The 24,819-nt window shown below is 62.3% G+C and carries 22 protein-coding genes and 1 tRNA gene; 5 read left to right on the forward strand and 18 right to left on the reverse strand.

Annotated elements, in window-relative coordinates; translation table 11 throughout:
- Positions 1 to 33: 33 nt before the first annotated feature.
- The 7 genes from epsE to NX774_RS11520 all read right to left on the reverse strand — a co-directional run bounded on the left by epsE (position 34) and on the right by NX774_RS11520 (position 7,605).
- Positions 34 to 822: a polysaccharide export protein EpsE gene (gene epsE, locus NX774_RS11490; protein ID WP_258822310.1), complete on the reverse strand. Its 789-nt coding sequence runs from the start codon at positions 820 to 822 to the stop codon at positions 34 to 36.
- Positions 823 to 858: 36 nt separating this feature from the next.
- Positions 859 to 1,884, reverse strand: coding sequence for an EpsD family peptidyl-prolyl cis-trans isomerase (locus NX774_RS11495; RefSeq protein WP_307731187.1), 1,026 nt, complete (start codon positions 1,882 to 1,884; stop codon positions 859 to 861).
- Between the two features lie 29 nt (positions 1,885 to 1,913).
- Positions 1,914 to 3,005, reverse strand: a complete 1,092-nt coding sequence (gene fcl / locus NX774_RS11500) for a GDP-L-fucose synthase (protein WP_258822311.1) — start codon at positions 3,003 to 3,005, stop codon at positions 1,914 to 1,916.
- On the reverse strand, positions 2,974 to 4,089 hold the full coding sequence (gene gmd / locus NX774_RS11505; RefSeq protein ID WP_258822312.1) for a GDP-mannose 4,6-dehydratase: 1,116 nt from the start codon (positions 4,087 to 4,089) through the stop codon (positions 2,974 to 2,976). The genes fcl and gmd overlap by 32 nt, the downstream gene beginning before the upstream one ends.
- A gap of 161 nt (positions 4,090 to 4,250) precedes the next feature.
- The gene (locus NX774_RS11510; RefSeq protein ID WP_258822313.1) at positions 4,251 to 5,630 is read right to left on the reverse strand and encodes an undecaprenyl-phosphate glucose phosphotransferase; all 1,380 of its coding nucleotides are present in this window, start codon (positions 5,628 to 5,630) and stop codon (positions 4,251 to 4,253) included.
- A 22-nt stretch (positions 5,631 to 5,652) separates the two neighbouring features.
- Complete coding sequence (gene epsL, locus NX774_RS11515) at positions 5,653 to 6,843, reverse strand: XrtB/PEP-CTERM-associated polysaccharide biosynthesis outer membrane protein EpsL (RefSeq protein WP_258822314.1); 1,191 nt, start codon at positions 6,841 to 6,843, stop codon at positions 5,653 to 5,655.
- 36 nt (positions 6,844 to 6,879) lie between these two features.
- A complete protein-coding gene (locus tag NX774_RS11520; RefSeq protein WP_258822315.1) occupies positions 6,880 to 7,605 on the reverse strand; it encodes a CAAX prenyl protease-related protein in 726 nt (241 codons plus the stop codon).
- Between the two features lie 251 nt (positions 7,606 to 7,856).
- Between NX774_RS11520 and NX774_RS11525 the strand changes: the two genes are divergently transcribed.
- A complete protein-coding gene (locus tag NX774_RS11525; protein WP_258822316.1) occupies positions 7,857 to 8,150 on the forward strand; it encodes a hypothetical protein in 294 nt (97 codons plus the stop codon).
- Between the two features lie 103 nt (positions 8,151 to 8,253).
- Here NX774_RS11525 and NX774_RS11530 read toward each other — a convergent pair whose 3' ends face one another.
- A complete protein-coding gene (locus NX774_RS11530; protein WP_258822317.1) occupies positions 8,254 to 10,170 on the reverse strand; it encodes an ATP-binding cassette domain-containing protein in 1,917 nt (638 codons plus the stop codon).
- 154 nt (positions 10,171 to 10,324) lie between these two features.
- Between NX774_RS11530 and NX774_RS11535 the strand changes: the two genes are divergently transcribed.
- A complete protein-coding gene (locus tag NX774_RS11535) occupies positions 10,325 to 10,627 on the forward strand; it encodes a hypothetical protein (RefSeq protein WP_258822318.1) in 303 nt (100 codons plus the stop codon).
- Between the two features lie 136 nt (positions 10,628 to 10,763).
- Positions 10,764 to 10,838, forward strand: a tRNA-Arg gene (locus tag NX774_RS11540).
- 128 nt (positions 10,839 to 10,966) lie between these two features.
- On the opposite strand, the gene NX774_RS11545 is transcribed toward NX774_RS11540, so the two are convergent.
- The 9 genes from NX774_RS11545 to tssE all read right to left on the reverse strand — a co-directional run bounded on the left by NX774_RS11545 (position 10,967) and on the right by tssE (position 21,562).
- Positions 10,967 to 11,245: a PAAR domain-containing protein gene (locus NX774_RS11545; protein ID WP_258822319.1), complete on the reverse strand. Its 279-nt coding sequence runs from the start codon at positions 11,243 to 11,245 to the stop codon at positions 10,967 to 10,969.
- Between the two features lie 46 nt (positions 11,246 to 11,291).
- Positions 11,292 to 11,723 (reverse strand): hypothetical protein, encoded by a 432-nt coding sequence (locus tag NX774_RS11550; RefSeq protein WP_258822320.1) that lies wholly within the window; start codon positions 11,721 to 11,723, stop codon positions 11,292 to 11,294.
- 489 nt (positions 11,724 to 12,212) lie between these two features.
- Positions 12,213 to 12,470 carry a PAAR domain-containing protein gene (locus NX774_RS11555; protein WP_258822321.1) on the reverse strand — a complete coding sequence of 86 codons (258 nt, stop codon included), beginning with the start codon at positions 12,468 to 12,470 and terminating at the stop codon, positions 12,213 to 12,215.
- Complete coding sequence (locus NX774_RS11560) at positions 12,467 to 13,504, reverse strand: T6SS immunity protein Tli4 family protein (RefSeq protein WP_258822322.1); 1,038 nt, start codon at positions 13,502 to 13,504, stop codon at positions 12,467 to 12,469. The genes NX774_RS11555 and NX774_RS11560 overlap by 4 nt, the downstream gene beginning before the upstream one ends.
- Positions 13,505 to 13,606: 102 nt before the next feature.
- Positions 13,607 to 15,418 (reverse strand): esterase/lipase family protein, encoded by a 1,812-nt coding sequence (locus NX774_RS11565; RefSeq protein ID WP_258822323.1) that lies wholly within the window; start codon positions 15,416 to 15,418, stop codon positions 13,607 to 13,609.
- A complete protein-coding gene (locus NX774_RS11570; protein ID WP_258822324.1) occupies positions 15,415 to 18,042 on the reverse strand; it encodes a type VI secretion system Vgr family protein in 2,628 nt (875 codons plus the stop codon). The genes NX774_RS11565 and NX774_RS11570 overlap by 4 nt, the downstream gene beginning before the upstream one ends.
- A gap of 99 nt (positions 18,043 to 18,141) precedes the next feature.
- A complete protein-coding gene (tssG, locus tag NX774_RS11575) occupies positions 18,142 to 19,251 on the reverse strand; it encodes a type VI secretion system baseplate subunit TssG (protein ID WP_258822325.1) in 1,110 nt (369 codons plus the stop codon).
- Positions 19,215 to 21,068 (reverse strand): type VI secretion system baseplate subunit TssF, encoded by a 1,854-nt coding sequence (gene tssF / locus NX774_RS11580; RefSeq protein WP_258822326.1) that lies wholly within the window; start codon positions 21,066 to 21,068, stop codon positions 19,215 to 19,217. Before tssF ends, tssG begins: the two co-directional genes overlap by 37 nt.
- A gap of 20 nt (positions 21,069 to 21,088) precedes the next feature.
- Positions 21,089 to 21,562 carry a type VI secretion system baseplate subunit TssE gene (gene tssE / locus NX774_RS11585; RefSeq protein WP_258822327.1) on the reverse strand — a complete coding sequence of 158 codons (474 nt, stop codon included), beginning with the start codon at positions 21,560 to 21,562 and terminating at the stop codon, positions 21,089 to 21,091.
- A 185-nt stretch (positions 21,563 to 21,747) separates the two neighbouring features.
- Between tssE and tssK the strand changes: the two genes are divergently transcribed.
- Positions 21,748 to 23,079 (forward strand): type VI secretion system baseplate subunit TssK, encoded by a 1,332-nt coding sequence (gene tssK / locus NX774_RS11590; protein ID WP_258822328.1) that lies wholly within the window; start codon positions 21,748 to 21,750, stop codon positions 23,077 to 23,079.
- Here the strand turns inward: tssK and NX774_RS11595 are convergent.
- Positions 23,069 to 24,160, reverse strand: coding sequence for a S41 family peptidase (locus NX774_RS11595; RefSeq protein ID WP_258822329.1), 1,092 nt, complete (start codon positions 24,158 to 24,160; stop codon positions 23,069 to 23,071). The genes tssK and NX774_RS11595 overlap by 11 nt on opposite strands.
- A 251-nt stretch (positions 24,161 to 24,411) precedes the next feature.
- On the opposite strand from NX774_RS11595, the gene NX774_RS11600 reads away from it, so the two are divergent.
- The gene (locus NX774_RS11600; protein ID WP_258822330.1) at positions 24,412 to 24,774 is read left to right on the forward strand and encodes a hypothetical protein; all 363 of its coding nucleotides are present in this window, start codon (positions 24,412 to 24,414) and stop codon (positions 24,772 to 24,774) included.
- The last annotated feature ends 45 nt before the right edge of the window (positions 24,775 to 24,819 follow it).

The following is a 24,819-nucleotide window of genomic DNA, read 5'->3' on the forward strand; positions in this document are numbered from 1 at the left end:
CACGCTTCCTTTATCGGGGGATTCAGAAAACGGTCAGAACCAGCTCTCGCGCACCGTGATCACGTCATCGGTCTGCACCAGGTCGCTGGCCTTGACGTCGATGGTCTGCACCTGGCCGCTGGGGTCGCGCCGGGTGATGCGCCAGCCGTTGCTGCTGCCGCGCGCGGTCAGGCCGCCGCCGGCCGACACCGCCTGCTGCACGGTCATGCCGCGTTCGACACGGAACGCGCCCGGACGCTGCACCTCGCCCATCACGTAGGCACGCGGGGCGCGCTGCACGTAGATCACGTCGCCGCCGGTCACTTCATAGTCGCGGTCCAGCTCGCCCTTGCGCACCATGTCCACGATGTCGATGGTCTCGCGGGTGGTCTTGCCGTCGCGGGTGCGCACCAGGTCCACGGTGTCGCCGCCATCCACCGCAATGCCGCCGGCCAGCGCCAGCAGGTCGAGCACCTTGCGCTTGCCCTCGACCGGATAGCGGCCCGGGCGGTTGACCTGGCCCAGCACCGACACCTGGTTGCTGGTGAGCGTGGTGATCAGGAGATTGACCTGGGCCTTCTTGAGATAGCCGCCCTTCTCCAGCGCGTCGCCGATCTTTTTCTCGGCCGCGGCCACCGACAGGCCGCCCACCTTCACTGGGCCCAGCAAGGGCACGGTCATCGCGCCGGTTTCGGACACCCGGGTCTCGACCGACATGTCAGGGCTGCCGTACACCGACATCTTGACCACGTCGCCCGGCCCCAGCAGCACCTCGGCGGCCACACCCAGGCCCGCCGCCGTGGCCAGCACGGCCGCCATCATCCATCGCACCATTCGTTTCATGTTCACTCCCTCTCGTTCGGTTTCAAATCACTGCCATCACTTCAGTCCGGCCACGCCACGGTCGAGCGCAGCCTTGTCCACCCCGGCCTGGCCGGCGGCCGGCGCAGCCGGCGCCGCTGCGCCAGGCGCCGGCGCCGCCTGCGCGGTGCCGGCCACCGCCTGCGCCGGGTTGGCGGCCGGGGCGTTCGGGTCCATCGCCAGGTCCTTGTTCAGGTATTCGATCTTGGCGTTGGTGCGCAGCCGCTTGATCTCGGCGGCGGCCAGCGCCTTGTTCTTCTCGCCCGCCAGCGCCTGCTCGATCTGTGGGCCGGCCACGTCCAGCGTCACCGGTGCGTCCTTGACGTCGGCGATCGAGATCAGCATCGCGCGGTCGCCCTCGTTGACCACGAAGATCTGGCCCTTGGGCAGCGAGAGCAGCTTCTGCGACACCTGCGGCGGCAGGTCGCTGCTGGTGCGCGACACCTGGCTGCGCGCGTACTTGACCTTGTGCGCGTCCAGCCACACCGCCACCTCCTCGAGCGACTTGGCGCCGTCGGCCGCCTTGCGCAGGTCCGGCGTGAGGCTGGCGGCCGGAATCACCAGCTCGTTCATGTCAAAGCGCTTGCGGTTGGTGAAGAACTCGGGATGCTTGTTGAAGTACTCCTCGACCTCGGTGCTGTTCGGGCGCTGGGTGCCGCCGACCTTCTTGGCCATGTAGGCCTGGGCGATGATCAGGGCGCGCGCGCGGTCGATCGCTTGCATCACCTTGGGGTCGCGGTCCAGCTTTTCCTTGGCCGCCTCGTTTTCCAGCAGCTGGCGGTCGATCAGCGCCTGCAGCAACTGCTTGCTGGCGGCCTGCTGCTGGCTGGCCGGCACCCCGGCGCGCGCCAGCTCCTCGTTCAGCTGCAGCACCGTGATTTCGTTGCCGTCCACGCGCGCGAGCGCCTGCCCGGGCTTGGATTCCTTGGCCTTGTCGCCGCAGCCGGCCAGCAGCGCCGCCAGCAGCACCAGCGCCGTGCACGCGGCGCGCTTGTGGGTGGATTTGGACGTGTTGTTCATGGTGGACAGGGTGTTGTTGTTCAAGATTTTTTCCTCGGACGGTGCGGGCCCAATCAGGCCGCGCTGTTGGGTCGGGACACATTCATCATTCTGGGATTGGCGCGATTGAGCCTCTGTTCGTGAACTAACGTTGATGAGTCCGCTTCGAATCCGCCCTGCAAGGCCTGGAACGCGGCGTAGGTGCGGCGCAATCCTTCCGGCAAGGGCGTGCTGGCCTGCCAGCCGAGCGCCCTGAGCTTGGACACGTCCAGCAGCTTGCGTGGCGTGCCGTCCGGCTTGCTGGTATCGAACACGATGCGCCCGCGGTAGCCGACCGTCTGGCCCACCAGCCGGGCCAGCTCGGCGATGGTGACGTCCTCGCCCGTGCCCACGTTGATGTGCGAGTGCATCGGGTCGGTGCAGGCGGCATAGGTGCCGTGGTCCAGGTTCATCACGTGCACGCAGGCGGCCGCCATGTCGTCCACAAACAGGAATTCGCGCATCGGCTTGCCGCTGCCCCAGATCACCACCTCGGGCGCGTCCTCTTCCATGGCTTCGTGGAAGCGCCGCATCAGGGCCGGGATCACGTGGCTGTTCTCGGGGTGGTAGTTGTCGCCGGGCCCGTACAGGTTGGTCGGCATCACGCTGCGGTAGTCGGTGCCGTACTGGCGGTTGTAGCTCTCGCACAGCTTGATGCCGGCGATCTTGGCCATCGCGTAGGGCTCGTTGGTCGGCTCGAGCATGCCGCTCATCAGGTATTCCTCGCGGATCGGCTGCGGCGCCAGCCGCGGGTAGATGCAGGAGGAACCGAGAAACAGCAACTTGTGCACGCCGGCGCGCCAGGCCTCGTGCACCACGTTGGCCTGCACCATCATGTTGTCGTAGATGAACTCGGCCGGGTAGGTGTTGTTGGCGTGGATGCCGCCCACCTTGGCCGCGGCCAGGTACACCTGGTCGATGCGCTCGGAGCGGAAGAACTCGCGCACCTGGGCCTGGTCGGTCAGCTCGAGCTGGGCGTGGGTGCGGGTGACGATGTTGGTGTGGCCGCGCGCGGCGAGCGCGCGCACGATGGCTGCGCCGACCAGCCCCTTGTGGCCGGCGACGTAGATGCGGGGCTGTGAGGTATTCAACACTTCACTCCAGAGAAATTGCAACGTCGTAACCATGCGACTTGAGCAGCTTGTGGCGGCGCGCCGTGTCCAGGTCGCACTGCACCATCTCCTGCACCATCGCCTCGAAACTGATGCGCGGCTCCCAGCCCAGGCGGCGCTGCGCCTTGCCGGGGTCCCCCAGCAGCGTCTCGACCTCCGTTGGGCGGAAGTATTGGGGATCGACCGCGACGATCGGTTGCCCTACCGCAACCCCTGGCGCTTTATCCCCCTTGACGGACGCGATAACGCCACGTTCGTTGACGCAGCTCCCCTGCCAGGCGAGCTCGATGCCCAGCTCGCGCGCGGCAACCTCGACGAAATGGCGCACCGAATACTGGCGCCCGGTGGCGATTACGAAGTCTTCGGGCGCGTCCTGCTGCAGCATCAGCCACTGCATGTGCACGTAGTCCTTGGCATGGCCCCAGTCGCGCAGCGCATCCAGGTTGCCGAGGAATAGCTGCTGCTCCAGGCCTTGCGCGATGTTGGCCAGCGCCCGCGTGATCTTGCGCGTGACAAAGGTCTCGCCGCGCCGCGGGGATTCGTGGTTGAACAGGATGCCGTTGCAGGCATACATGCCGTAGGCCTCGCGGTAATTCACCGTGATCCAGTACGCGTACAGCTTGGCCACCGCGTACGGGCTCCTCGGATAGAACGGCGTGTTCTCGCGCTGCGGCGTCTCCTGCACCAGGCCATACAGCTCGGAGGTGGAGGCCTGGTAGAAGCGCGTCTTCTTTTCCAGGCCCAGGAAGCGGATCGCCTCCAGCAAGCGCAGCGTGCCCAGCGCATCGACGTCGGCGGTGTACTCGGGCGACTCGAACGACACCGCCACGTGGCTCATCGCGCCCAGGTTGTACACCTCGTCCGGCTGCACCTGCTGGATGATGCGGGTGAGGTTGGAGGTGTCGCTCAGGTCGCCGTAGTGGAGGAAGAAGTTCTTGTCCGCGGCCTGCGGCGACTGGTAGATGTGGTCGATGCGGTCCGTGTTGAACAGCGAGGCGCGGCGCTTGATGCCGTGGACCTCGTAGCCCTTCTCCAGCAACAACTCGGCGAGGTAGGAACCGTCCTGCCCGGTCACCCCGGTGATCAACGCTTTCTTCATGTTCTCGATCCTTGTTGGGCCCGGGAAAGTGCGCCGGAGCCTGCCTTTAAATATTGCAAACTCAACAAAATTCTACGCAGCGTGGAGTGCTCTGCAACCGATAATCCAATCGTGCGCGCCCCCTTTAAGCCGGACTTAAGCCGGCAACTCAGCCATCAAACTCAGAAAGCGTTTTCACGCGTCAACACCACCTTGACCGTCTTCAGAATGATCCACAGGTCCAGCCACACCGACCAATTGCGCAGGTAGTCCAGGTCGTACTGGATGCGCGCCTCCATACGGTCGAGCGTTGCGGTTTCGCCGCGCAGGCCGTTGACCTGGGCCCAGCCGGTGATGCCCGGCTTGACCTTGTGGCGCAGCATGTATCCCTTGATCAGCTTGCGGTATTGCTCGTTGTGCGCGACCGCGTGCGGGCGCGGGCCGACAATGCTCATCCGTCCCTGCAGCACGTTGATGAATTGCGGCAGTTCGTCGAGCGAGGTGCGGCGCAGGAAGGCCCCGATCGGCGTCACGCGCTGGTCGCCGCGGCGGGCCTGCACCACCTTGTCGCCATCCTCAGCCACCGTCATCGAGCGGAACTTGTAGACGATGATTTCCTCGCCATACAGGCCATAGCGGCGCTGGCGGAAGATCACCGGACCGGGCGACGTCACCCGCACCGCCAGCGCGACCGCCAGCATCAGCGGCGCCAGCAGCAACAGGATGATGGACGCGAGCACGATGTCGCTGCCGCGCTTGACCATGCTGTTCAGGCCCATGAACGGCGTCTCGCAGATCGCGATCACCGGCATGCCGCCGACGGTATCGAAGCGCGCCTGCATCAGGTCGAAGATGTACACGTCCGGCAAAAAATAGACCGAGGCGGTGGTGTCTTGCAGTTCGTCGATCAGCTTGCGGATGCGCGGCTGGGCCGAGATCGGCTGGCTGATGAAAATCATCTTGATGTTGTGCTGGCGCACGTAGGCGACGATGTCGCCCATCTTGCCCAGCATGGGGTGGGTGAGTTTGGGCGGGTGGCGCTCGTCGCCGCGGTCGTCGAAGAAGCCGTGCACCTGCATGAACAGGTTCGGGTGCTCGTCGCACACGCGTGCAAAGCGCAGGCCCAGGTCGTTGGCGCCCACCACCAGCACGCTCCTGACCTCATTGCTCTTGTCGGGCGAACCGGCGCGGCGCACGGCGATGTGGCTGGTGAGCAGGATCAGCGGCACCGCCACCATCCAGGTGCCGACCACGCGCTCGTCGTAGTAGTACTTCAGGCCGCTGGACGAGCCCAGGAACCACAGCACCGCGATCGTCACACACCAGCCGAAGATGGTGTCGCGCGCATAGGCCAGCATGCGGCCGCTGCGCCAGGTGCGGTAGGGGTCGATGTGCTGGTACACCGCCGACGAGATGAAGAAGGCCAGGATCATCAGCACCAGCGAATAGCCCGAGAACGGCTCGCCGAACAGCAGCGAGCACAGGTACAGCGAGCCCATGATGATCAGCGGGTCGAGCACGCGCTGGAAGAACGAAATGATCGGGATGTCGTTGACCGTCATGTTCGTCGTCCGGGTGTCATCCTCAGAACTGCGCGCTCGCGTTCAGCGTGATCATGTTCGAGGTGTAGCTGCCGGTCCCGAGCGCGATCGAGCCGCTGCGCGACTGGTGCACGAAGGCCGCCGCCACCTGCACCGCCGGCCGCACCGTCCAGGTCGCGCGCACGGTGGCGGTGCGCAGCGAGTCGCTGATGTCCGATGGCGCCACCACGCCCTGGCGCGGGTCGTACTGGCGGTGCTCGTACACGGCGCTGCCCTCCACCTTGAGCTTGGCGGTGGCGTCCCAGATCGCGCCCACGCTGCCGCCCTTGTTGAGGGTGTAGGCCACCAGCGTGCTCTCCAGCGGGGCAAAGTCGCGCCAGATGGCGGCGTTGTAGCCGATCTTGCCGCGCGGCGTGTATAACAGCGTGATGCGGCCGTTGGCGCCCTTGGTGGTGCCGCTGCCGAACGAGGGCTGGTCGCGCTTGGCGTAGCCGGCCAGGGCCTGCACGGTGGTCGAGCCAGTGATGATCCAGTTCAGGCGTGCCTTGATCTCGTCCTGGGTGAAATCGTTGTTGACGATGAAAAAGCCGACCGGGCGGCCATACGGGTAGCGTCCCTTGATCTTGCGCAGCACCAGGCCGACCGTGTTGCCGTTGGCCGGCACGTAGTCGCCCTCCAGCTCGGTCGTGTCTTCGGTGCGGTTGTTAAACAGCTGGCTGGTGAGCTCGTAGCTCCACTTCTCGCGTGAGAATGCGGCGCGCGCGCGCCAGCTGGGATGGAAGCTCCACGCGCCGTCGACGAAATTGCGCTTTTGCACGCGCAGGTTGCGTTGGTTGGTGTAGAAGTCGGTGTACGGCGCCAGCACCTTGGTGTAGGTGCTGCCGGCCTGCCCGGACAGGTGGTTGCCAAGCTGCCAGTACCACGTTGCCGCCAGGTCCTTGCCCTGGTAATTCAGCTGTTTGAAGTGCGAAAAGCGCACGTCCGACAACTTGGCGACGGCAGTGATGCGCTGCCGGCTGTAGGTGTTATCGAACAGAAAGCCCGCATCGCCCTGCCACCACGAGTCGCCACGCGTGTTGTCGAACGCAGGCGCATTGTCGGGCACGCGCAGCAGGTTGTCGTCATGGCCGTAGCCGACCCCGGCGTACAGATGCCATGCATCAAGTGGCCCGGCCAGGACCGGGGCGGCAAACAGGGCGCCGACGAAGAGCGCCAAGGGACGGAGAGGCAACATGTTATTTGTCTTATCGAATCTCATTAGCTGAAAAAATCACCAGAACGACCAGTTACCGGTCGCCACTACCCACATGCCGAGCATGCCGTTCGTCACCGCGTGGGCGGCGATCGGCGACCACAGCGTGCGCTGCCGCTGGTAGAGCCAGCCGTAGGCGAGGCCGGCGACAATTCCCGCCAACCACAGGTTGTGCTCAAAGCCGAACAGGACGCTTGTGATAACGAAGCTCTTCAGCCCCAGTTGTGATGGATCAACGGACTGGAAGTCCGGGGCTGCGATCCACCGCATCAGGAACGAACGCCAGAACAATTCCTCCATGACCGGCACCACCAGCGCCGCCCCGGCGATGCGCACCGCTGCCAGCAGCCAGTCGATGCGGCCATCCACGCGCGGGTCGTAGCCCTCGGGCGAGCCGACGATCATCCAGCCGGCATCCAGGTTGATCCACAACACCAGCACCAGCGCACCCGTCGCCACTGCCACCAGCGCCCCCTTCGGACTAAGGCTGGCATGCCTGAGTTCCGCGTAATGCCGCCAGAACACAGCCAGCAGCAGCGCCACGACCGCCACCTTGGCCGGGTACAGCCAGCGCAGCCGGTCAGGCGCGTAGCCCAGCCGTTCCAGCATGTCACCGGCAAAGATGAAGCCAACGTAGGCCAGGAACGGCAGGATGCGCACCCACGCAGCCCGGCTGAGCATGGGAGCGTCGACTGGAGCCGGTCCGGGGCCGGTAGCGAACCTCGTGTCGTCGTGCTCGGTCATGTCTCTCCAGGGGCAGTCGAACTGTCTTGATGGAACCGTCCTGACGGCACAGCCGCCGGGCCGGTGCCTCGCTCAACTCAACTTTACGCGCCTGCCGCGCACGTTCTGTGCGCTAAATGACATAAGCCTGCTTTTAGTCGAGTCCGCTTTGGGAGGGGGTTTTCGATGGGAAAGAGTAGTGGCGCGAAACCATCGGCGGCATGGCTTGTCTGAACCGGGACAGGCGCCCCGGCGCGATGGAAGGAGACCAGATGAACCGCTACTACACCGAGCGTCCCGCATCGGGGGCGGGCTACGTGCTTGGCGCGTTTGCGCTGGGTGCGCTGGCGATGTACCTGCTCGACCCGGTCCAGGGCCGGCGCCGGCGCGCGCTGATCCGGGACAAGGCCTACAGCGCGGGTGTGAAGACGCGCAAGATCGCGGATGCGGCCTCGACCGACATCAGCAACCGCGCGCGCGGCGCCGTGGCCGAGCTGCGGCGGGTTGCGCGTGGCATGGGGGTATGGCCGGAGCGGGAGATGCGCTGGCCAGATGGGCCGGGGTGAGAAGGCTGGCAGCTCCCAACGGGTCGTTTAGCGGAGCTAACGTGACGGGGACTGAGCATGCGTCCCGGCTTTCGCCGGGACGACGGTGGTCGGGTTACAGGTTTTAGCCCGCGCCGCGCGCGCGTGCCTCGATCTGCTCCCAGCGCTCGAGCGCCTCGAGCAGCTGTTCCTCGATTTCGGCGTAGCGGGCCGTCATGCGCTTGGCGTCGGCCGGATTGGTCTTGTAGAAGTCCGGCCCGTTCAGCTGCGCGGTGATGGCCGATTGCTCGTCCTCCAGGCTGGCGATCAGCTGCGGCAACTCTTCCAGCTCGCGCTGCTCCTTGTAGCTGAGCTTGACCTTCTTTCCTGGCGCGCCCTGGGCCGCCTGCGGCGCCTCGGTCGGCTTGGGCTGGTTCTGTTTTGGCGCCGATGCGGCAGCAGGCGCTTCGCTGCGCACGCGCTCCCAATCGCTGTAGCCGCCCACGTACTCGCGCCACACGCCCTGCCCTTCGGCCACGATCACCTGCGTGACCACGTTATCGAGGAAGGTACGGTCGTGGCTGACGAGGAACACGGTGCCGGTGTAGTCCTCCAGCAGTTCTTCCAGCAGCTCGAGCGTGTCGATGTCCAGGTCGTTGGTCGGCTCGTCCAGCACCAGGCAGTTGGCCGGTTTGGCGAACAGGCGCGCCAGCAACAGGCGGTTGCGCTCGCCGCCGGACAGCGACTTGACCGGCGAGCGCGCGCGCTCGGGCGCGAACAGGAAGTCGCCCAGGTAGCTCATCACATGCTTCTTCTGGCCGTTGATCTCGACCCAGTCGCTGCCCGGCGAAATCGTGTCCGCCAGCGACGCCTCTTCATTGAGCTGGGCGCGCATCTGGTCGAAGTAGGCCACGTTCAGGCGCGTGCCCAGCTGTACCTTGCCGCTGTCGGCCGGCTCCTCGCCCAGGATGATCTTCAGGAGCGTGGTCTTGCCCGCGCCGTTCGGCCCGATCAGGCCCACCTTGTCGCCGCGCAGGATCGTAGTGCTGAAATTCTTGATGATGATCTTGTCGCCAAACGACTTGGAGACGTTTTCCAGCTCCGCCACGATCTTGCCGGAGCGCTCGCCGGCAGCCACGTCCAGCCGCACCTGGCCCTGCTGGTCGCGGCGCGCCACGCGCTGTTCGCGCAGCGCCTCGAGCCGGCGCACGCGCCCTTCGTTGCGGGTGCGGCGCGCCTCCACGCCCTTGCGGATCCACACCTCCTCCTGTGCCAGGAACTTGTCGAACTTGGCGTTTTCCACTTCCTCGACCGCCAGCAGCTCGCGCTTGCGCTCCTGGTACTTGGAGAAATTGCCCGGGAACGAAAGCAGCTTGCCGCGATCGAGCTCGATGATGCGGGTTGCCACGTTATCGAGGAAGCTGCGGTCGTGGGTGATAAACAGTACCGAGCCGCGGAAATCGCGCAGCAGTGCCTCCAGCCACTTGATCGACGTGAAGTCGAGGTGGTTGGTCGGCTCGTCCAGCAGCAGCACGTCCGGCGCGGAGACCAGCGCCACGGCCAGCGCGACGCGCTTTTGCATGCCGCCCGACAGCGTGCCCATCTTCGCATCGCGCGCCAGGCCCAGGCGGTCGAGCGTGGTATCGACCTTGTTGGTGAGGTTCCAGGCGTCGGTCGCGTCCAACCGGGCTTGCAGCACGTGCATGCGCTCCATCAGCGCCTCGTCGTTGCCCTGGCCGAACTGGCCGGTCAGCGACTCGTACTCGGCCAGCATCGCCTGCTGTTCGCCCATGCCGGCCGCCACCGCGTCGAACACGGTGTCGTCCGGGTTGAACACCGGCTCCTGCTCCACATACGCGATCTTGATACCTTGCTGCATGACCAGCAGGCCATCGTCGAGTTTGGACCGGCCCGACAGGATCTTCAGGAGCGAGGACTTGCCGGTGCCATTGCGGCCGATGAGGCCGACGCGTTCGCCCGCTTCGAGCGAAAAATCGGCGTGGTCGAGCAGCGCGACGTGGCCAAAAGCGAGCTGGGCGGAACTGAGGGAGATGACTGCCATAACGTGTACAAGGCGCGATCGCGCGGCTGGAAAACCAAAGAAGCAGCATTGTACCGGTAGTCAAGCCGCCGGACGAACCGCGATGGGACCAAGGGCCGATTGCGGCCGGGCCGCGCGCGGGCCACACTGCTGAAGTTCACCGAGCGAGGCCATCATGAACCAGCGATTGCTTTTGGGGCTCGTGCCTGTCCTCCTGGCCAGCGGCTGCGCCTCCGGGCCGCCCTTTGTCGACAGGATGGAGCCGCAAGCCGTGGCCGCGGCCGAGCGCCGTGGCCAGTTCCAGCTGGATTGCCCGCAAGCGACGGGGCAGGTAATCCACCGGCAGGAGCTGCAGCCGCTGGCGTTTAGCGGCTATGTGCGCGCCCAGTATTCGGTTGGCGTATCCGGTTGCGGCAAGCGGATGGTGGTCGAAATCCTGTGCTCGGAGAACAATAACCAGTGCATCCAGCGGGGCTGACCCGCGCATTTTCCATTGTGCCGGCCCCTCGGCTATAATTGCGGCAGTTCACGATCCCGGGCTGCCACGCAGCGTCCGCTCGCCGAACCGCAGGCCCGCCCTGCCCCGCGCGCCGCGCCACGCGGCCGCTCGCGTCCTCCCCGTAGCACAATGGATAGTGCACATGCCTCCTAAGCGTGGGATACTGGTTCGATTCCAGTCGGGGGGACCAGTTCTTCTGCTCGAAGCCGTCTCGCGGTTGGCTCAACGCAGCTCAAAACGCCCTACCTCTGCAAGACAAACGCTGGCGTGGACTCAGTCAAGCTCAGCCTTAACTAAAGCTTTCCGAGAGCAGCCCCGTCAACCCACCGTAGCGGGAAGGCTCCCAATTAGCCTACAACCACACTCGGTCGTGCAACCCTCGATTGCGACCGGGACACCATCGGCCGTTAGCGTAGCGCTAGCCGTAACAATCTTATTCACCCCGTGGGGCTTTCCCCCGGGATAAGACTGAGGGCAATCCACTTGGTCACCTAAACGCGCGACGAGACGTCCTCGCACAGAATGGTTAGGCGATCCGCTAATGACGGTTCCACCGTGGTCAGTCGCGTCACCAACGGTAATGATTCGCGAAGGCATATAGAATCGATCGTAATGAGACTAGCGCGGTTGTAGCGGAACTGATTTACTCATCTGGCCAGTCTCGCACAATCTGGACAAGTTCGGCTTTGGTAATCTTTCTGGCCTTGAGAATTTGGACAAGCTCGTCTTTGGAGACTGGATAGTCGTTAAGCAACTTCGGCAACTCCTCTGGCTCGACAGTCCGTAGCCATAGTGGCGAGACCATATTTGCGTCCGCAGCTTCCACCTTCATGTCGCCTTTAAAGTGAAAGTAGACGTGATACGTCTGATGCCCCTCCGGCCATGCGCGGTCATAATACAGAACCGTACCTGCCGGAAGAAGCGAGTTATAACCCTGTTCTCCAGCGATAAGGAGAGGTTCCTTAGTCAAATAAGCGGTTTTGGTTGTCATGCTCAATACTCCCAAGTCAGACAGAATGAACCCGGCCGCACCAGCCAGAACAGCAACGATTAAATAACCGAGCCTGCTTCTCATCTCCGGGCGTTCCCATAAGTGTTAATGGTTTTAGGCGCAATCTTCGTATTGTTTTCAAGCATCGCCTGCACGTCTGCGGGCATAAAAATGTGAGATGGCCATCCAAAGCTGCGCATCTTGGCTGCTGTCCGCTCCGGGTCAGACATCCCCCGACCGAGGTTATTGCGCCGCGTCTACATCTAGGCCAGGTAATGCCAACTTGGCGCCTGCAAGAGTCGTCGTCGCACAGTTGTTCTCGATTGCGTCATAGTCTTTGGTAAGCTTAAACTCTTTCTGGTGCGGATGCTTCGGGCGCCTTTCCTGGCTGCGGAGGTAATGCTTTCGAAGTGTCGTAGTACGGCGACGGCCTTTTCGTTTGATATCGGGTAGAAGAAACCCTTTGTCGTTCGACCATAAGCGTTCTCACCCGCGATGTACGTCGAGAACTTGATGCTTTTGTGGTAATTGGGGCAACAGCCTCTGACGGCGCCAGAAAGAAGCCAGTGCTGATCAGGTTACGGAGCTGATCAGCTTGGCACCGCACTCCGTGACATCGCCGTCGTAGGCGTAGGGTTTTCCTTCATGCTTCGCGCCGGCGCCATCTGGTTTGATAGCAAAATTTCCTTTGCACGCCGGGCAATGGGTCATGTCATCTCGTTGAGCTGCCGCTTTTCCCATTACGATCGTTCCAGAGGAAACACTGATCACCTCACCTCCGTGGTCTGTCTTGTCGCTCAGGCGAATAACACCTCGGCCTTGGTGCTTCATCTTCCGCCCCCGTCCGGCTGACTCGCCTTCGGAAAATAGTAGGAACCGGGCGGAGCCCCTGGCACCTTGACTCGAAATTTCAATCCCGAGAGAAGCTTGTCCCAAAGCGCCACTGCTTCGTCGTCGCTGAGCGATGCCGCCTTCGCAGCGCCAACAATGTTGTGTTCTACTTTTGTGTACAGTTGGGCACCGAACTCAGCGGGGTTGGCGACGTCTCTCGGCTTCCCGACCAGCGCCCATTCGAAATCATGGGTACCGTCCGTACGTTTAATCATCGATTCCTCGCCGTGCCAGTGCTGAACGTCGCGCTTCCCTTCACGCAAGACCGTGCGCTTAGGGTAGTGAGCACCTTGCTCGTCTTTCGCCTGCTGGATACGGGCGAGAAGGGATAGTTCGGATCGTTCATTCTTCTCAAATTCCTCAGGAGAATAATCACCATAGGCGTTCTTATTGGAGCTCAACGAAAAGCTTACATCCGGAAAACTCGGCAAAAACAGCCCGACGTTTACAATTTCTTGGTCTGCATATTGGTTACTGGTGAAGAAACCGTGTTCTATGCAATATCCCGGCTCAGCGGGAATTTCATCCAGCGCCCGCAGGCGTAAGCCGTTGGCTCGCAGCGCTTCCCGAGAAGCCGCGACGTCCTCAGTCTCGCCGTCTTCGACAGAACCGCTTAGAAGAAACGTTAGCTCCCCCTTATTTACATACGTATTAAAAAAATGCAATCCTTCGATCTTCGCATTGCGACTTTCGTAATAGCGAATTTGCCAACTGTTCGCTATCGGCCCTGGCTGGCTATATGTAATCTCAGCGGTTCTGTTTTCGCGCTTTAGCTTAGCTACATCATCCTCGACGCGGAGTTTGACGGCATTCAGCCCCCCGGAGAAAAATTCGACCTTGGACGGGAATGAGGCGCCCCCCCATATAAGTTGAGCTTCCTGTGGCACTTCCAATGCATAACGGCCGAAGCACACTAGCTTCGTTTTCGAAAACAGCTCGCCTAGGCGGGCGCTGAGTTGTACGGTTTCAGGCACGGCTTTCTCCTTGTAGGCATAGCTGGGAGAGCAGGATTGCAATAAGGTCATAGTGAGCCACGCGGCGCAATATTTGGCTTGTCTAGATGACGCAGTCATAGTTCATCCCCATTTCGCCGTTTTCGCGATTTGAACGATGGAGTACAGCATTGACTTCAGTACGTCGGGGTCGGAATAGCTCGCCTGATGTTCATAGTCATGACCTTTTGTTTTGCCATGCGCAAACAATGTGCCTGGGATCAATCGAGCGGAGCGATCCGCCGGTACTGTCTCATCACCTGGCGCAGTTGGGGGCTGCAGCATTAGAAATAGTTTGCGGTCTCCTGCCTGAACTGTAAGTTTTCCTTTAGCGTCATCGTCTAGCGGCGTCCACGTCTCAGGAGCTGGCAACGGACTTTGGCTCGCCCCCGGCTGCCATAAGAAGTCCTGTGTCTGAAAGACAACTTCGCCGTACGTCAGACGCTCACTAGAGGCGCAGAAGCTCGCGTAGCAATTCTCGGGATGAAAAGTTCGCTCAATAGATTGAAGGAAATCAGCAGCATCCCGCAAACGGGTACGGACGCTTCTTAGGCCGCCGCCGTTTGCTTCCTTAATGCCAGCAGGGTTAACCCACTTTGGATTAACAAGACGCCACCATGCGTTGTCAGCTTTTAGGTAGATACTGTCGAGCGCTGTCTCGATGCTGCGGGGCCAGCTCCATAGCGTCTTGCCTCTATCGTCTATCACACGCAACCAATCGTTGCCGTAGGCGGCGCCCGGGAGCAGCTCTAAAGGCGCGGGAGTATTGGCCAAAATCGCTGTGGCGTGTTTGCCGTTGATGCCTAAAATTTTGGCCTCGATGGACGCTAGGACCCCGGGCTTCTCCTGAAAACCAAACCGCATTCGCTTATACGCACTACCAGCCCCCATCGTTGGCATGACATTATGATAAATGCCAAGCACCTTGACGGTTTTGTCACCGAGCAGGTTGCCGTAATTCGGATGAAGTATCGCACGGGCGACCAGACCGCCCATACTGTGCGTTACGATGATCACTTCATCGCACTTGAACCCACGTTTCTGATAGCCCTTTACTAACCCGCGAATACGCTCTGCAATTGCTACGGCGGACTTGCCGTTGCTCTGCAAAAAGTTGTAGCCCATTGCGTGAACTGGATACCAACAAGCGGAGATCTTTTTGAGATCGCTTTCCGAAATCGCAGCACCACTTGCCCCGCCAAATGCGCTTGGCTCCACGCAAATAGCGTTCCACATTGGGTTGATGACGTCGCGCTCGTAATAACTGGAAATCATATTGTTGAGGTAAGCTTCCGCGGTCTTGAGCATCTCGCCATAAGCGCCGTCAAAGAGAACCTCACTCCATCCACGCCAACGCGCGATCTGTGCCGGAGTTTGCTTTCCGCCAAAGGGGGCGGGCCGGCCAAGCAAGGGCGGGATAGCGCCAAGACTGTCGGGAACGTTCCCATGCCGCAAGTCCGCTGCCAAAGTTTCCTTTCCGTCAGGATCGAACCGATCATTGCTCTCGGTATAGTGGTAGTACTCCACTTCTGTCTCATTGGGATCGAAGACCAGCTGCCGCTGCTTAGGTGTGGCATTTTTGAACCAGTTCCCCATGCCATTACCAGCTACGACGTCGATCTTTCCTGAGACGGTCATAAGATCATCCGGACGCCAAGCGCGGTTATCATCCCGTTTCAACTCGTCTTGACGCATCTTGCTCATGCGCAGGTTGCTACCCATTACGCCCGGCAGGAATATCACTGGGATTACCTTACCTGGAGGAACCTTCACATCATGACGTTTGGTGTCGTTGACCTCGGTCATGTGCACGGTGTACTCAGCCCACCCGCCAACTCCTTGGCTAAACTGCCCCTGATGGTTCCCTCGTTCGTTCAGGCCATACTGATTGCTCATGGCAGCTCACCCTTATAACGGATAGTGTAGGACTCGAGGCCCCCCGCTTTTTGCAGCCCGGTACTGCCGCTTGCCGCCGTCTTGCCGTCAATGACGGCACCGTCGTCGCGCACCAACTCGTATGCGATGTTCCTCGCCGGCTTATTGTCAACGTGGATGAAGTTAACCTCTTGGTCAAAGTGGTAATTCGATGATCGTTCGTTGAACGCCTGCGAAACGCTCTTCGCCGGCAGCGTCTCCAAATTGCCGTGAAATAGAACCGGCGCAGCAGTGAAGAACTGCACCTTCTCGCCGATCTCGAGCATGTTGTTGACGCCGTGCAGCCGTACGCCCTTCTTGCCGCGAATGTTCACCCAGTCCGATTCGCTGAGCAGTTCCAGCACCTTATTGGCGATCACCTCGACGTTGTCGCTCCGGGCCTCGACAGTCACTTTCCCGGCCGCCGCAACCAGTTTCATCCCAGCCTTGTGTACGAACAGTCTGAACGTCTTGCCGACACTGGCGAACAGCCCGTCGATGCTCGCAATCGAAAGACTCTTCCCGCTCGTGATGGCCGTATGCCTCGCGCTGGCGATGTGTGTCGACTGCGCCGTGGTTAGCTCGATACCGGCCGGACTGGCCACGACAAGGTGAGGCTCGCCGAGCTCAGGGAAAGCGCCCTTGGCTCCGCCACGGATGGCGTCAGTTTGAGCTTTCACATCCTCCGCCGCCTCGGACTGTTGGCCGGCTTCCTGTGCGCCGGAGCGTTCGGCCATCGATCCGAGCTGCTCCTGGATCTCCGCCGCTGACGCCAGGCGCTGCACGGTCTCACTCATGTCCTTCAGGTGTGATGTGGCGTTTGGCCGCGCCTCAGTCGTGATTAGCATCCCTTGACCGGCCCTCGCAACGCCCCACGCGTTGGTGGCTAGCTCCCACCCCTCACCACGCGAATCCTTACGTCCGCTCGTGTCCTCGATCCGCGTAATATGCCCGAGCGACAGCTGGCTGCACTGGTGGTCACTCTTTAGCTGCGCCTGAATCTTCTGACTGGTGTCGTCCAGAATGAGGTGATTACCACGCGCACCGCCACCGCCCAGCTCCCTGCTGCGCAGACCGCTCAACGCAGCCTGCCCCGGGAGTTCCCAAGGCGGCATGTGGCGCGCGTTGTAGAGCGCGCCAAGGATCAGCGGATGGTCGATGTTCCCATCGGGGTAGACGACCGCCACCTCCTCGCCCACGCGCGGTAGCCGCACCTGGCCGAACTGACTGCCCGCCGCCGGCACCATCACCCGGATCCATGGCGAGCTGTTCTCGTCATAATTGCCCAGCCTGTCCCAATGGAACTGCACCTTCACGCGCCCGAGGCCATCGGTGTGGATCTCCTCCCCCGCCGGCCCCACGACAATCGCGGTTTGTACGCCCGGATTCGCGCACGGTTCGCTGTTGTAATTGGGGCCCGGGCGCCAGTGGATGTCTTTGCGAATGCAGGTAAAACGGTTCTCGTAGTGCGACGCCGCGCCTCTACCGGCCAGGTAGTTGTTGCTCGCCTCATGATCGAGGGCCAGGATCAGGTAGTCGCGGCCCGCAATGCTGTGCCGCGGCTCCGGGTCGTACTCGACCGACCGCGGCTCGGCACTGAAATGGCCGCCAAGCTTGAACGTGCGGCCTGGCTGCACCGTTCGGTCGTTCCCGGCCGCTTCGAAGTACTGCGTGTCCTTGTCCTGCTCCACCATGCGCTGCTGCGCGAGCTTTTCGCCGTCGCTGCGGGTGCGAAAGCCGTAGGCACCGGCGTTCTCATAAACCTCATGCGGGAAGACGTCACCCTGCTGGTTGGCAGAGCCAACGCTGGCACGCTGCGCCACAGGGTTCTTGTAGTCGAAGCTGGCCAGCGTCGTCTTGCCCGAACCGAGGCGCCGCACCGCAGTCCACTCGCGGATGCCGTCGTCCTCGAGCGCCCCGCTCTTGTCGCGGAACGGGATCACGTCCGGGTCGTCGTGCCGGGTCGCGTCGATCGGCTCGGCCAACACGCTCCTGTCCGACAAGACCAGCTTATGGCCGTCGAAGCGGTGCTCGTACCAATAGTGCAGCCCGCGCGCCTCCCAACGCCGGTGCAGGTGGTTGTAGTCGCTCTCGTTGTGCTGGTTGGCGACGGTCAGCCTCGGGTCGTCGTCGAACGTGTTCATCTGCCAGTCGGCCTGGCGGTAATGCTGCAAGGTCGCCTCGGTGATCTCGCGGACGCTTTTACCGTGGAACGAGACGTTGTCCTTGCGCAGCCGCGCGAACGCGAGCCACGGTTCGAGCACCATATGGTAGAAGGCGAACCCGCCATCAGTGCGCACGAACCTGAATTCGGTCACGTAGCCGTTGAAATACCGCAGCGAACCATCCTCGCGCACCAGCGAAATGGTCACCATACGCGCCATCATCATCTTCAGCGGAATGCGTGCGTCGTCAGACAGCACCTCCGCGTCGATTCGGAAGTCGCGCGAGAGCTCCTCATGCGCGCGCAGCGTGTTCACGAGCAGGGTGGCTGTCTGCGGCCCGTCCTGGAACGGGAACTCGAGCCGCAAGAAGCGGTTGTGCTGCGAGTCGCCGCTAAACGCCGACAGCGCGGCTCCGGCACCGATTACCTGGCTCCCGCTCATTACCTGCCTCCACTGGTCGCTCGGCGTGGCCGTAGCGAAAAACGAAAAATGTGCAGCAGCTACGTTACCGCGCCGTGCCGACAGGAACCTTGACAGCAGTCAACGCGACACGGGCAATCGGAAGCTTCCGACAGCCGGCACGGCCGGGCGAAGCATTGCGCCGATCTCCGGACGTTGCGCGACGCCGGCGGTCCCTGTCAGAAACGTGTCCCAACCAAGCCGTCTGCTAATGCTGTGCGTGGACAGCGACATCCGCTTGATGCAGCTGGGCGCCAGCAGCAGGCGAATCTCGTACTGCAAGGTGGGCGTGGCGAACAGCGTGACCATCTCTTCCATCGCACGCCGCGCAGCGCCGCCGGGCAGGAACTCGGCAAGTCGCGCTTCATCGAGGGGGCCAACATGCAGCCGTGCGCGCAAGTCGTGGCGCCACAGGCGCACTCCGAGCACCGTCCCGGCACCCAGCATCGGATTGGTCGTCCCGAGTGTGCTGCGACGGTTCTCGGGGATCAGATCCCAGGCGCCGGCGAACTGCTCCAGCCGGATCGGCACGCCGAAGTAGTCGGCGAGCACGCGCTCTACCGTGACAGCGGATACTGGTCGGGTTCCCAAGAGCGCTGCATAATAGGCCTTCGTTTCGGCTCTCACCTCGCCAGCCGCCGCCCTTCCCGCCGGTTGCGTCCTGGCTCCCGCCAGCGCCGTCAGCATCGGCAGCAGGCGATCCTCTCCGCGAACATCGATGCCATGTTCGACCCGGTACTTCGCCCAGGCCTCGTAAAACAACCCAATCAGCCGGTTGGAGAAAAGGTCGATCAGTTCGCGCTGGCTTGCGTCGCCGTCCACCGACTGCCGCGCCGCGACCCGCTCCGTGTCATGCAGCGGAAGCGTTCCGGCAGCGCCGAGCAGCCCAACGAACGCGGGAGTGACCCGGATCTTTCGCACCTGGCCGCTCTGCACGGCGCGGGCGCCATCGCGCTTATCCAGCGGTGGCCTGGGCTCGATCTCGACCATTCGAACTTCGCTCGCGGGGAACGCCAGGGACAGGCTGTTCTGGAATCGCAGCACTTCCTTGAAGGCGCGTTCGTACGGAACACCGTGGCGCCGAAGTACGCCTAACAGCACATTCACGAGCTGCACAAACTGGAAGCGTTGCGGCTCATCCAGCAGCAGGTTGATCAAACCAGCGGCATGTATCCGCTTCGTGGCAGGCATCGGAACAGTTCCTTTCCGCTTTGGTGCGACAGGACGACGAGTTCAACAAAGCTGTTCACGTAGACATACAGGCCAAAGAAGTGGTCGAGGACCTGGGCGAACAGGTGCAGGCCCGCGCCAACAAAAGCCTCCTCGTCCAGCGTAAGGCGTAACTCGACACCATGCGCCAGCGATGCTCCCCGCTTGTGCCGTATCCACGCGGTCGTCTCGTTCTGCTCGAAGCCGACGATGCCGCCGATCTGCCGTCGCGATACCGGGGTCTGCGCGAGATCGTAAAGGGCCAGCATCTCGCGCAGGCCGGCGGCACCTTCCTCCAACAGCAAGTGATGATCGAGGGCGAGGTGCGAGATAAGCCGCCAGTCGCTATCGGCACCTTTCATCAGCCGAAGGGGACGCGTGGGCCTGCGCAGGAAACGGATCACGTCGCTGCGCGCGGCGCCTGGCACGAAGAGATCGCCCTCGGAGGCGCCGACCTTGACCGAGCATGGCAGGTCCCGGTTTGTGCAGGTTAGCTCGACCGAGAGCGTGTTTCGTTCGATCTGAAGCGGATCGCAATCCGAGTTCACAAGCGTGATCGACTTCTCGTGGCCAGGACTGGTAATGGCGAGCGTTTCGTCATGGCGCATCAGCCAGTAGCGGCCTTTTGGCACGTCCACTTCCTCGCCGTGCCGCATCGAGTAAAACGGGCGAAACTCGACGGCGGACGCCGTGCCGTTCCCGCTTTGGCGCACCATGTGCACCTTATCGACCGAGTAGACCTCGAACGCCTGCGGGAAAGCGCCGTGGGCCAGTAGCGTGTAGTCGGAAGACACCTGGTCGTACGTGATCGGCACGCCCGGCTGGCTGAACAGGTTCACGACCGGCGTGCAGCCCGGCAGCAGGTTCTCCGCCGAGAGATTTGCCAGCATGCGCGCTTTGTCGGAGTCGGGTGGCACGTCGGCCACAGCCAGGCGCAGCGTGACACGGGAGCACCCTTCGGGCACACGCGCAAGGACTGCCGGCAGATCGATGTCGAAGAAGTTGAATTTTTCAGGGAACGCAAAATATTCGGCGAGGATGCGATATGCGGCATGCGACTTCGCCCTGAAAGGGATTAGCCCTTCGTCGTCCGCAAAACCGACCGGCTTGATCGGGACCGCCGGCAACGGCTGCCACGGACCGTCTTCGCCCACCTGCAAGTACGCGCCGGCAGTGTGGATGAACAGGACATCGCGCAGCGTGGCGCAGAAGGATGAGTCCCCGTCGACGTACAACCGCACGGTGTCGGACTCCTTCGCCGATAGTGGCACGCCTGGCCGGGAGGACTCCAGCACCAGCGTGAGCGACGACGCGGCCCCTTCCGGCAAGCGGGTGGCCGCCGGTGCGCAAATCATCGATTCGAAGCTTGCCGCAGCCACCCTCACCCCGCCCGGCGCAACTTCATACACTGTCTTGAATCTGCACGGCACGTCGCGCACAGGCGCCGTTTCGAGCAGTGTGCCGCGCGGCACCTCGGCGATCGGTGCCACCTGTCCGTGCGCGTCCGGTTCGCCAAAGAACCGCACGATCGCGCACGATGGAAACGGCCGCAGGAAGTGGGGAAACAGCTGATTGAGCAGCGCTTCGGTGAATTCGGGGTACGAATCGTCCAGTCGCTTGGTGACGCGGGCGCAGAGCAATGCAACCGCCTGGATCAGGCGCTCGACGTGCGGGTCGTCGCACGCCTCCCCGCCCATCTGCAGCTTGGCCGCCACTTTCGGGTAGCGCTGGGCATACTCCCGGCACAGCGACCTGAGGTTCACGAGCTCGCGCTCGTACTTTGCAAACAGTTCATCCATGACAGCGGCGACCTCGAGTTCTATCTGCTCCCCTCGACCGAGTACTGCTGCAGCGACGGGCGAAAGACGGCGTTGAAGGACATCGGCCCGGCTTGCGGTGCGCTTTTCAACTGCGCCGTGATCAGGAAATCGACACGGTTGATCGCCCCCTTCTTCTGACACAGGCTCACAGCCACTTTTTGCAGGCGGGGCTCATGACGCTCGATGGCCAGCCGTACCGCCGCGCAGATCTGCTGCTGGTCGGTGTCGCTGGTCATGCACATACCCGCGAAATCGATCAAGCCATAATTGACAACGGAGCCGGCGACGGCTGGGTAAGAGGCCAGATCGGACGGCAGCAACGCCGAGCGGGTATTGAGGAGTGCTTCGAGGTCGCGCGTGATGCTCCGCTTCGAGTCCTCCAGCGCACGCGCGCCCGCACCGGCCTTGCTGGCGTGATGTCGTTCGTCATCCTCGTCCAGCCTGTCCAAGAGACCAAGTGAAAAGCCGCGCATACGACCTCCTCGCAATGTTCCACCGGCGATTATCAGTGCCTTGTTGATGCGCAATTTTGCGCCCTCGCAAGAACTGCACTGGGGAATGGAAAAGCGAACCGATCTGATCAGGATCAATAGTGGAATTGCCGCGTGAAGCCATGCTTTTAAGAATCTGTGTGGAAAACAACACGACGGAGGGAATCATGAGCGCATCGAAGATTCTGTGGTCGGAAGGCCTGACCTTGGGCCCGCAGCACTTCCAGTGCCAGGACATCTACCACGAAGCGCGGCTGCGCCAGATGGCCAAAGCGCTCAATCCGCATTTCTGGGGCATTCGCTCGATTCAGTGGAACCTCGATGGCCTCGGCCACGGCCGACTGGGTGCTGATGCGATGTCGGTTATCTTCCCGGACGGTGAGATCTACGAAGCGCCCGGCACTGACCTGCTGCCTGATCCCGTTGACCTGTCGCGCTTGCCGCAGGATACGCAGACCTTCACCTTCTATATTTCGCTTGCAGTAGTGAAGCCGCATGGCGGTAATACAGCCGACGACGCCCGCTATGTGCGCTGCGAATCGGAAGTGCTCGACCTGTACAGTGAAGCGCTGGCGATCGAAGTGCCGTTCCTGAAGACGAAGGCCAGGCTGGTGTCGCAACTCGGTCCGCGCGATCCGCATACCAGCCTACCGGTGGTGCAGGTTCGGCGCACCGCGGAAGGCGGATTCGAGATCGATCCGTCGTTCATTCCGCCGAGCATTGCGATAGGCGGCACGCCCGTGCTCAAGCGCATGATCGATGGCTTGATCAGCGCACTGACCGCGAAGATCGAAGCGCTGCAGCGCATGCACCGCAAGACCAGCGCCGACGTGTATGAGGTATCGACCGGTGACATTTCGTCCTGGTGGATGCTCAATATCGTGAGCACCGCGAATGCCCTGCTGATGCATACGGTGCGATCGGCCGGGCATCACCCGGAGGCGCTGTACGAGAAGCTGTTGTCCCTCGCCGGCGGGCTCATGACCTTCTCGGACAGGTACAAGAGCGCCGACCTGCCGGCATACCGGCACGAAGCGCTCGGTGACGTCTTCGGCAAGTTGGACACCATCATCCGCGACCTGGTCGATACCGTCATCGCGGCGAAGTACTTCCTGATCCCGCTGGTCGCCGACAAGAACCGCCGGGCGTGCTACCGTGGTGCGCTCGATCCATCCCGCGTGACGCGCGACACCCAACTGGTCCTGGCCGTCAACGCCGACATGCCCCCTCTGGAACTGGTGGCCGCGGTACCAGTGCGGCTCAAACTCGGCGCTCCGGACGACCTGGACAAGATTATCGGTTCAGCGCTGCCCGGGGTACCGCTCACACACATGCCGCAGGTGCCGCCAGCGGTGCCGGTGCGGCCAAACACCTACTATTTCTCAGTGGCCACGAAGGGCACCCTCTACGAAAACGCACTGAAGACCGGCGCCGTGGCCGTCTACGCCCCGGATGGAATACCGGGCTTGAAGATCGAGCTGATCGCGGTTACTTCTTAGGCTCGGCGGACGCCAGCGGGGCGGTTCCCTGAAGCCGACGCTGCAGCAGGTCCTGGGCCACCGCAAGCGCCTTGTCCGGCGCCGCTGCGATATCCGGGATGACGCCCACTCCCTCCCAGTTGGTATGGGTAATTGGACTGATGCTGCGCCGGCCGGGTATCACGGCAAAAAAATGGTCGCCAAGTCGATAAGGGCGCGCAGGGTGGGCTCCGCCCCAGGTCCGCTCGCCGATCACCGTCGCGCGTTTCATTGCCTGCATCGTGTAAGCGAAATCTTCCCCCGCGGACATCGTGCCGGGGCCGGCCAGAATGACGACCGGCTTCTTGCCGCCATAGCGTTTGCCGTCAAGCTTGTCTTGGGTCCAATGCTGCGTGCTGATGCCGGTATCCCGATCCCAGATGTCGTTCAGGCGTGTACGCTGGTCCACGAAATAGCTGATCAGTAAGGCCACCGATGCCGGCCCGCCGCCGCCGTTGTCGCGTAGATCCACGATGAGGCCGTCGGTGTCAGCCAGTTCATCCATCGCTGCGCCGTACCTTTCAGCCATCACGAAATCAGGAGGGAAACCGGAAACCTTCAGGTAGCCGATGTTGGAGCCCAGGTGATCGACCTTTTCCACGCGCTGGTGTGCCATGCGGCGCATGATCAGCCGCATCACGATGTTGGTGCGCTGCTCCCACTCCGCTTTGGACGCCGGTGGAGGCCCGACCGCATCGTCGAGCGGAACCGGTTTGGGACTGAACCTCACCGACATATGCTGGTCATGGGCTACGCCGCGAATATCGTCCGTGAGCTGTTTTGCCAGCTGTTTGCCGTCCGTCACCCCATCGTACTTGCCCTCGTGCTGGCGCTGACGCAGGACCGCTTCAATTTGCTTGGCCTTGTCGGGAAAGACGTAGTGCTCGTTCAGCCTTGCCACCAGGGTATCGATCGCCTCCACCCGCATTGCGCTGTCGACGACGACCTTTGGCTGCGGCATCTGTTGTTCCCACAAAGGCCGCCACAGGGGGACGGTGGCATATGCGCCGATGATCACGGTCAGCACCAGCAAAGACGGTATGACAATCCATTTCTTTTTCATTTTTTCCCTCTGATTGTGGCACGCGGGTTGCGATGTTTGGTGGATGCATCAGAAACGAACACTTCATCAATAATGCAATGAAGCTGATTTAGCATAGCAATATTAATTTCCCTTTGCTAGCAAATTTTATTTCCGATTGAGCGCACTCACTCCGAAGAAGACGGCGATCGGGACAAGCCGCGTGTCTGCTCACTTCCGAATCCCTAACCTGGATTATGTTTTTTGCACTGCGGCAACGTTACCATTAGGGTATGGTTTCCCGTCGCCTTACCCGTCAACTGGTCTGCTGGCTGCTCTGCCTGTACGCGGCCGCGTTGTCGATTGCCGCGGCGGCCCCGGTTGTGCTGCCGGCGGCGGGGCACCAGACGACGATGGAGATGCACTGCCACGAGCAGCCTTCGCCCGTCAAACAGCACCACGTCAACTGCAGCGACAGCTGCCTGCTCGGCTGCCTGCTCGCCACCGCCGTCGGCGCCCCCTATGCCGAGACGCGGCTCGCGGGCGCTGCCTGCACTGCACCGCTGCGTGGCCTCATCCCACCATCCCGTCCTGCCTTGCCGGCAGTCGCCCTCTGCGCCCCCTTGCCGCCACGCGGCCCGCCAAGCCTGTCCTGATTGCCCACAACCTTACGACTCACCCGATGCGTGCCGTCCCAAGCG

The sequence above is a fragment of the Massilia agilis genome, assembly GCF_024756255.1.
GTDB classification, from domain to species: Bacteria; Pseudomonadota; Gammaproteobacteria; order Burkholderiales; family Burkholderiaceae_D; genus Telluria; species Telluria agilis.

Coding starts and splice junctions, on each gene's coding strand:
- epsE (WP_258822310.1), bottom strand. CDS start 822: ATGAAACGAATGGTGCGATGGATGATGGCGGCCGTGCTGGCCACGGCG.
- fcl (WP_258822311.1), bottom strand. CDS start 3,005: ATGGTTACGACGTTGCAATTTCTCTGGAGTGAAGTGTTGAATACCTCA.
- gmd (WP_258822312.1), bottom strand. CDS start 4,089: ATGAAGAAAGCGTTGATCACCGGGGTGACCGGGCAGGACGGTTCCTAC.
- NX774_RS11510 (WP_258822313.1), bottom strand. CDS start 5,630: ATGACGGTCAACGACATCCCGATCATTTCGTTCTTCCAGCGCGTGCTC.
- epsL (WP_258822314.1), bottom strand. CDS start 6,843: ATGTTGCCTCTCCGTCCCTTGGCGCTCTTCGTCGGCGCCCTGTTTGCC.
- NX774_RS11520 (WP_258822315.1), bottom strand. CDS start 7,605: ATGACCGAGCACGACGACACGAGGTTCGCTACCGGCCCCGGACCGGCT.
- NX774_RS11525 (WP_258822316.1), top strand. CDS start 7,857: ATGAACCGCTACTACACCGAGCGTCCCGCATCGGGGGCGGGCTACGTG.
- NX774_RS11530 (WP_258822317.1), bottom strand. CDS start 10,170: ATGGCAGTCATCTCCCTCAGTTCCGCCCAGCTCGCTTTTGGCCACGTC.
- NX774_RS11535 (WP_258822318.1), top strand. CDS start 10,325: ATGAACCAGCGATTGCTTTTGGGGCTCGTGCCTGTCCTCCTGGCCAGC.
- NX774_RS11545 (WP_258822319.1), bottom strand. CDS start 11,245: ATGCCTTCGCGAATCATTACCGTTGGTGACGCGACTGACCACGGTGGA.
- NX774_RS11550 (WP_258822320.1), bottom strand. CDS start 11,723: ATGAGAAGCAGGCTCGGTTATTTAATCGTTGCTGTTCTGGCTGGTGCG.
- NX774_RS11555 (WP_258822321.1), bottom strand. CDS start 12,470: ATGAAGCACCAAGGCCGAGGTGTTATTCGCCTGAGCGACAAGACAGAC.
- NX774_RS11565 (WP_258822323.1), bottom strand. CDS start 15,418: ATGAGCAATCAGTATGGCCTGAACGAACGAGGGAACCATCAGGGGCAG.
- NX774_RS11570 (WP_258822324.1), bottom strand. CDS start 18,042: ATGAGCGGGAGCCAGGTAATCGGTGCCGGAGCCGCGCTGTCGGCGTTT.
- tssG (WP_258822325.1), bottom strand. CDS start 19,251: ATGCCTGCCACGAAGCGGATACATGCCGCTGGTTTGATCAACCTGCTG.
- tssF (WP_258822326.1), bottom strand. CDS start 21,068: ATGGATGAACTGTTTGCAAAGTACGAGCGCGAGCTCGTGAACCTCAGG.
- tssE (WP_258822327.1), bottom strand. CDS start 21,562: ATGCGCGGCTTTTCACTTGGTCTCTTGGACAGGCTGGACGAGGATGAC.
- tssK (WP_258822328.1), top strand. CDS start 21,748: ATGAGCGCATCGAAGATTCTGTGGTCGGAAGGCCTGACCTTGGGCCCG.
- NX774_RS11595 (WP_258822329.1), bottom strand. CDS start 24,160: ATGAAAAAGAAATGGATTGTCATACCGTCTTTGCTGGTGCTGACCGTG.
- NX774_RS11600 (WP_258822330.1), top strand. CDS start 24,412: ATGGTTTCCCGTCGCCTTACCCGTCAACTGGTCTGCTGGCTGCTCTGC.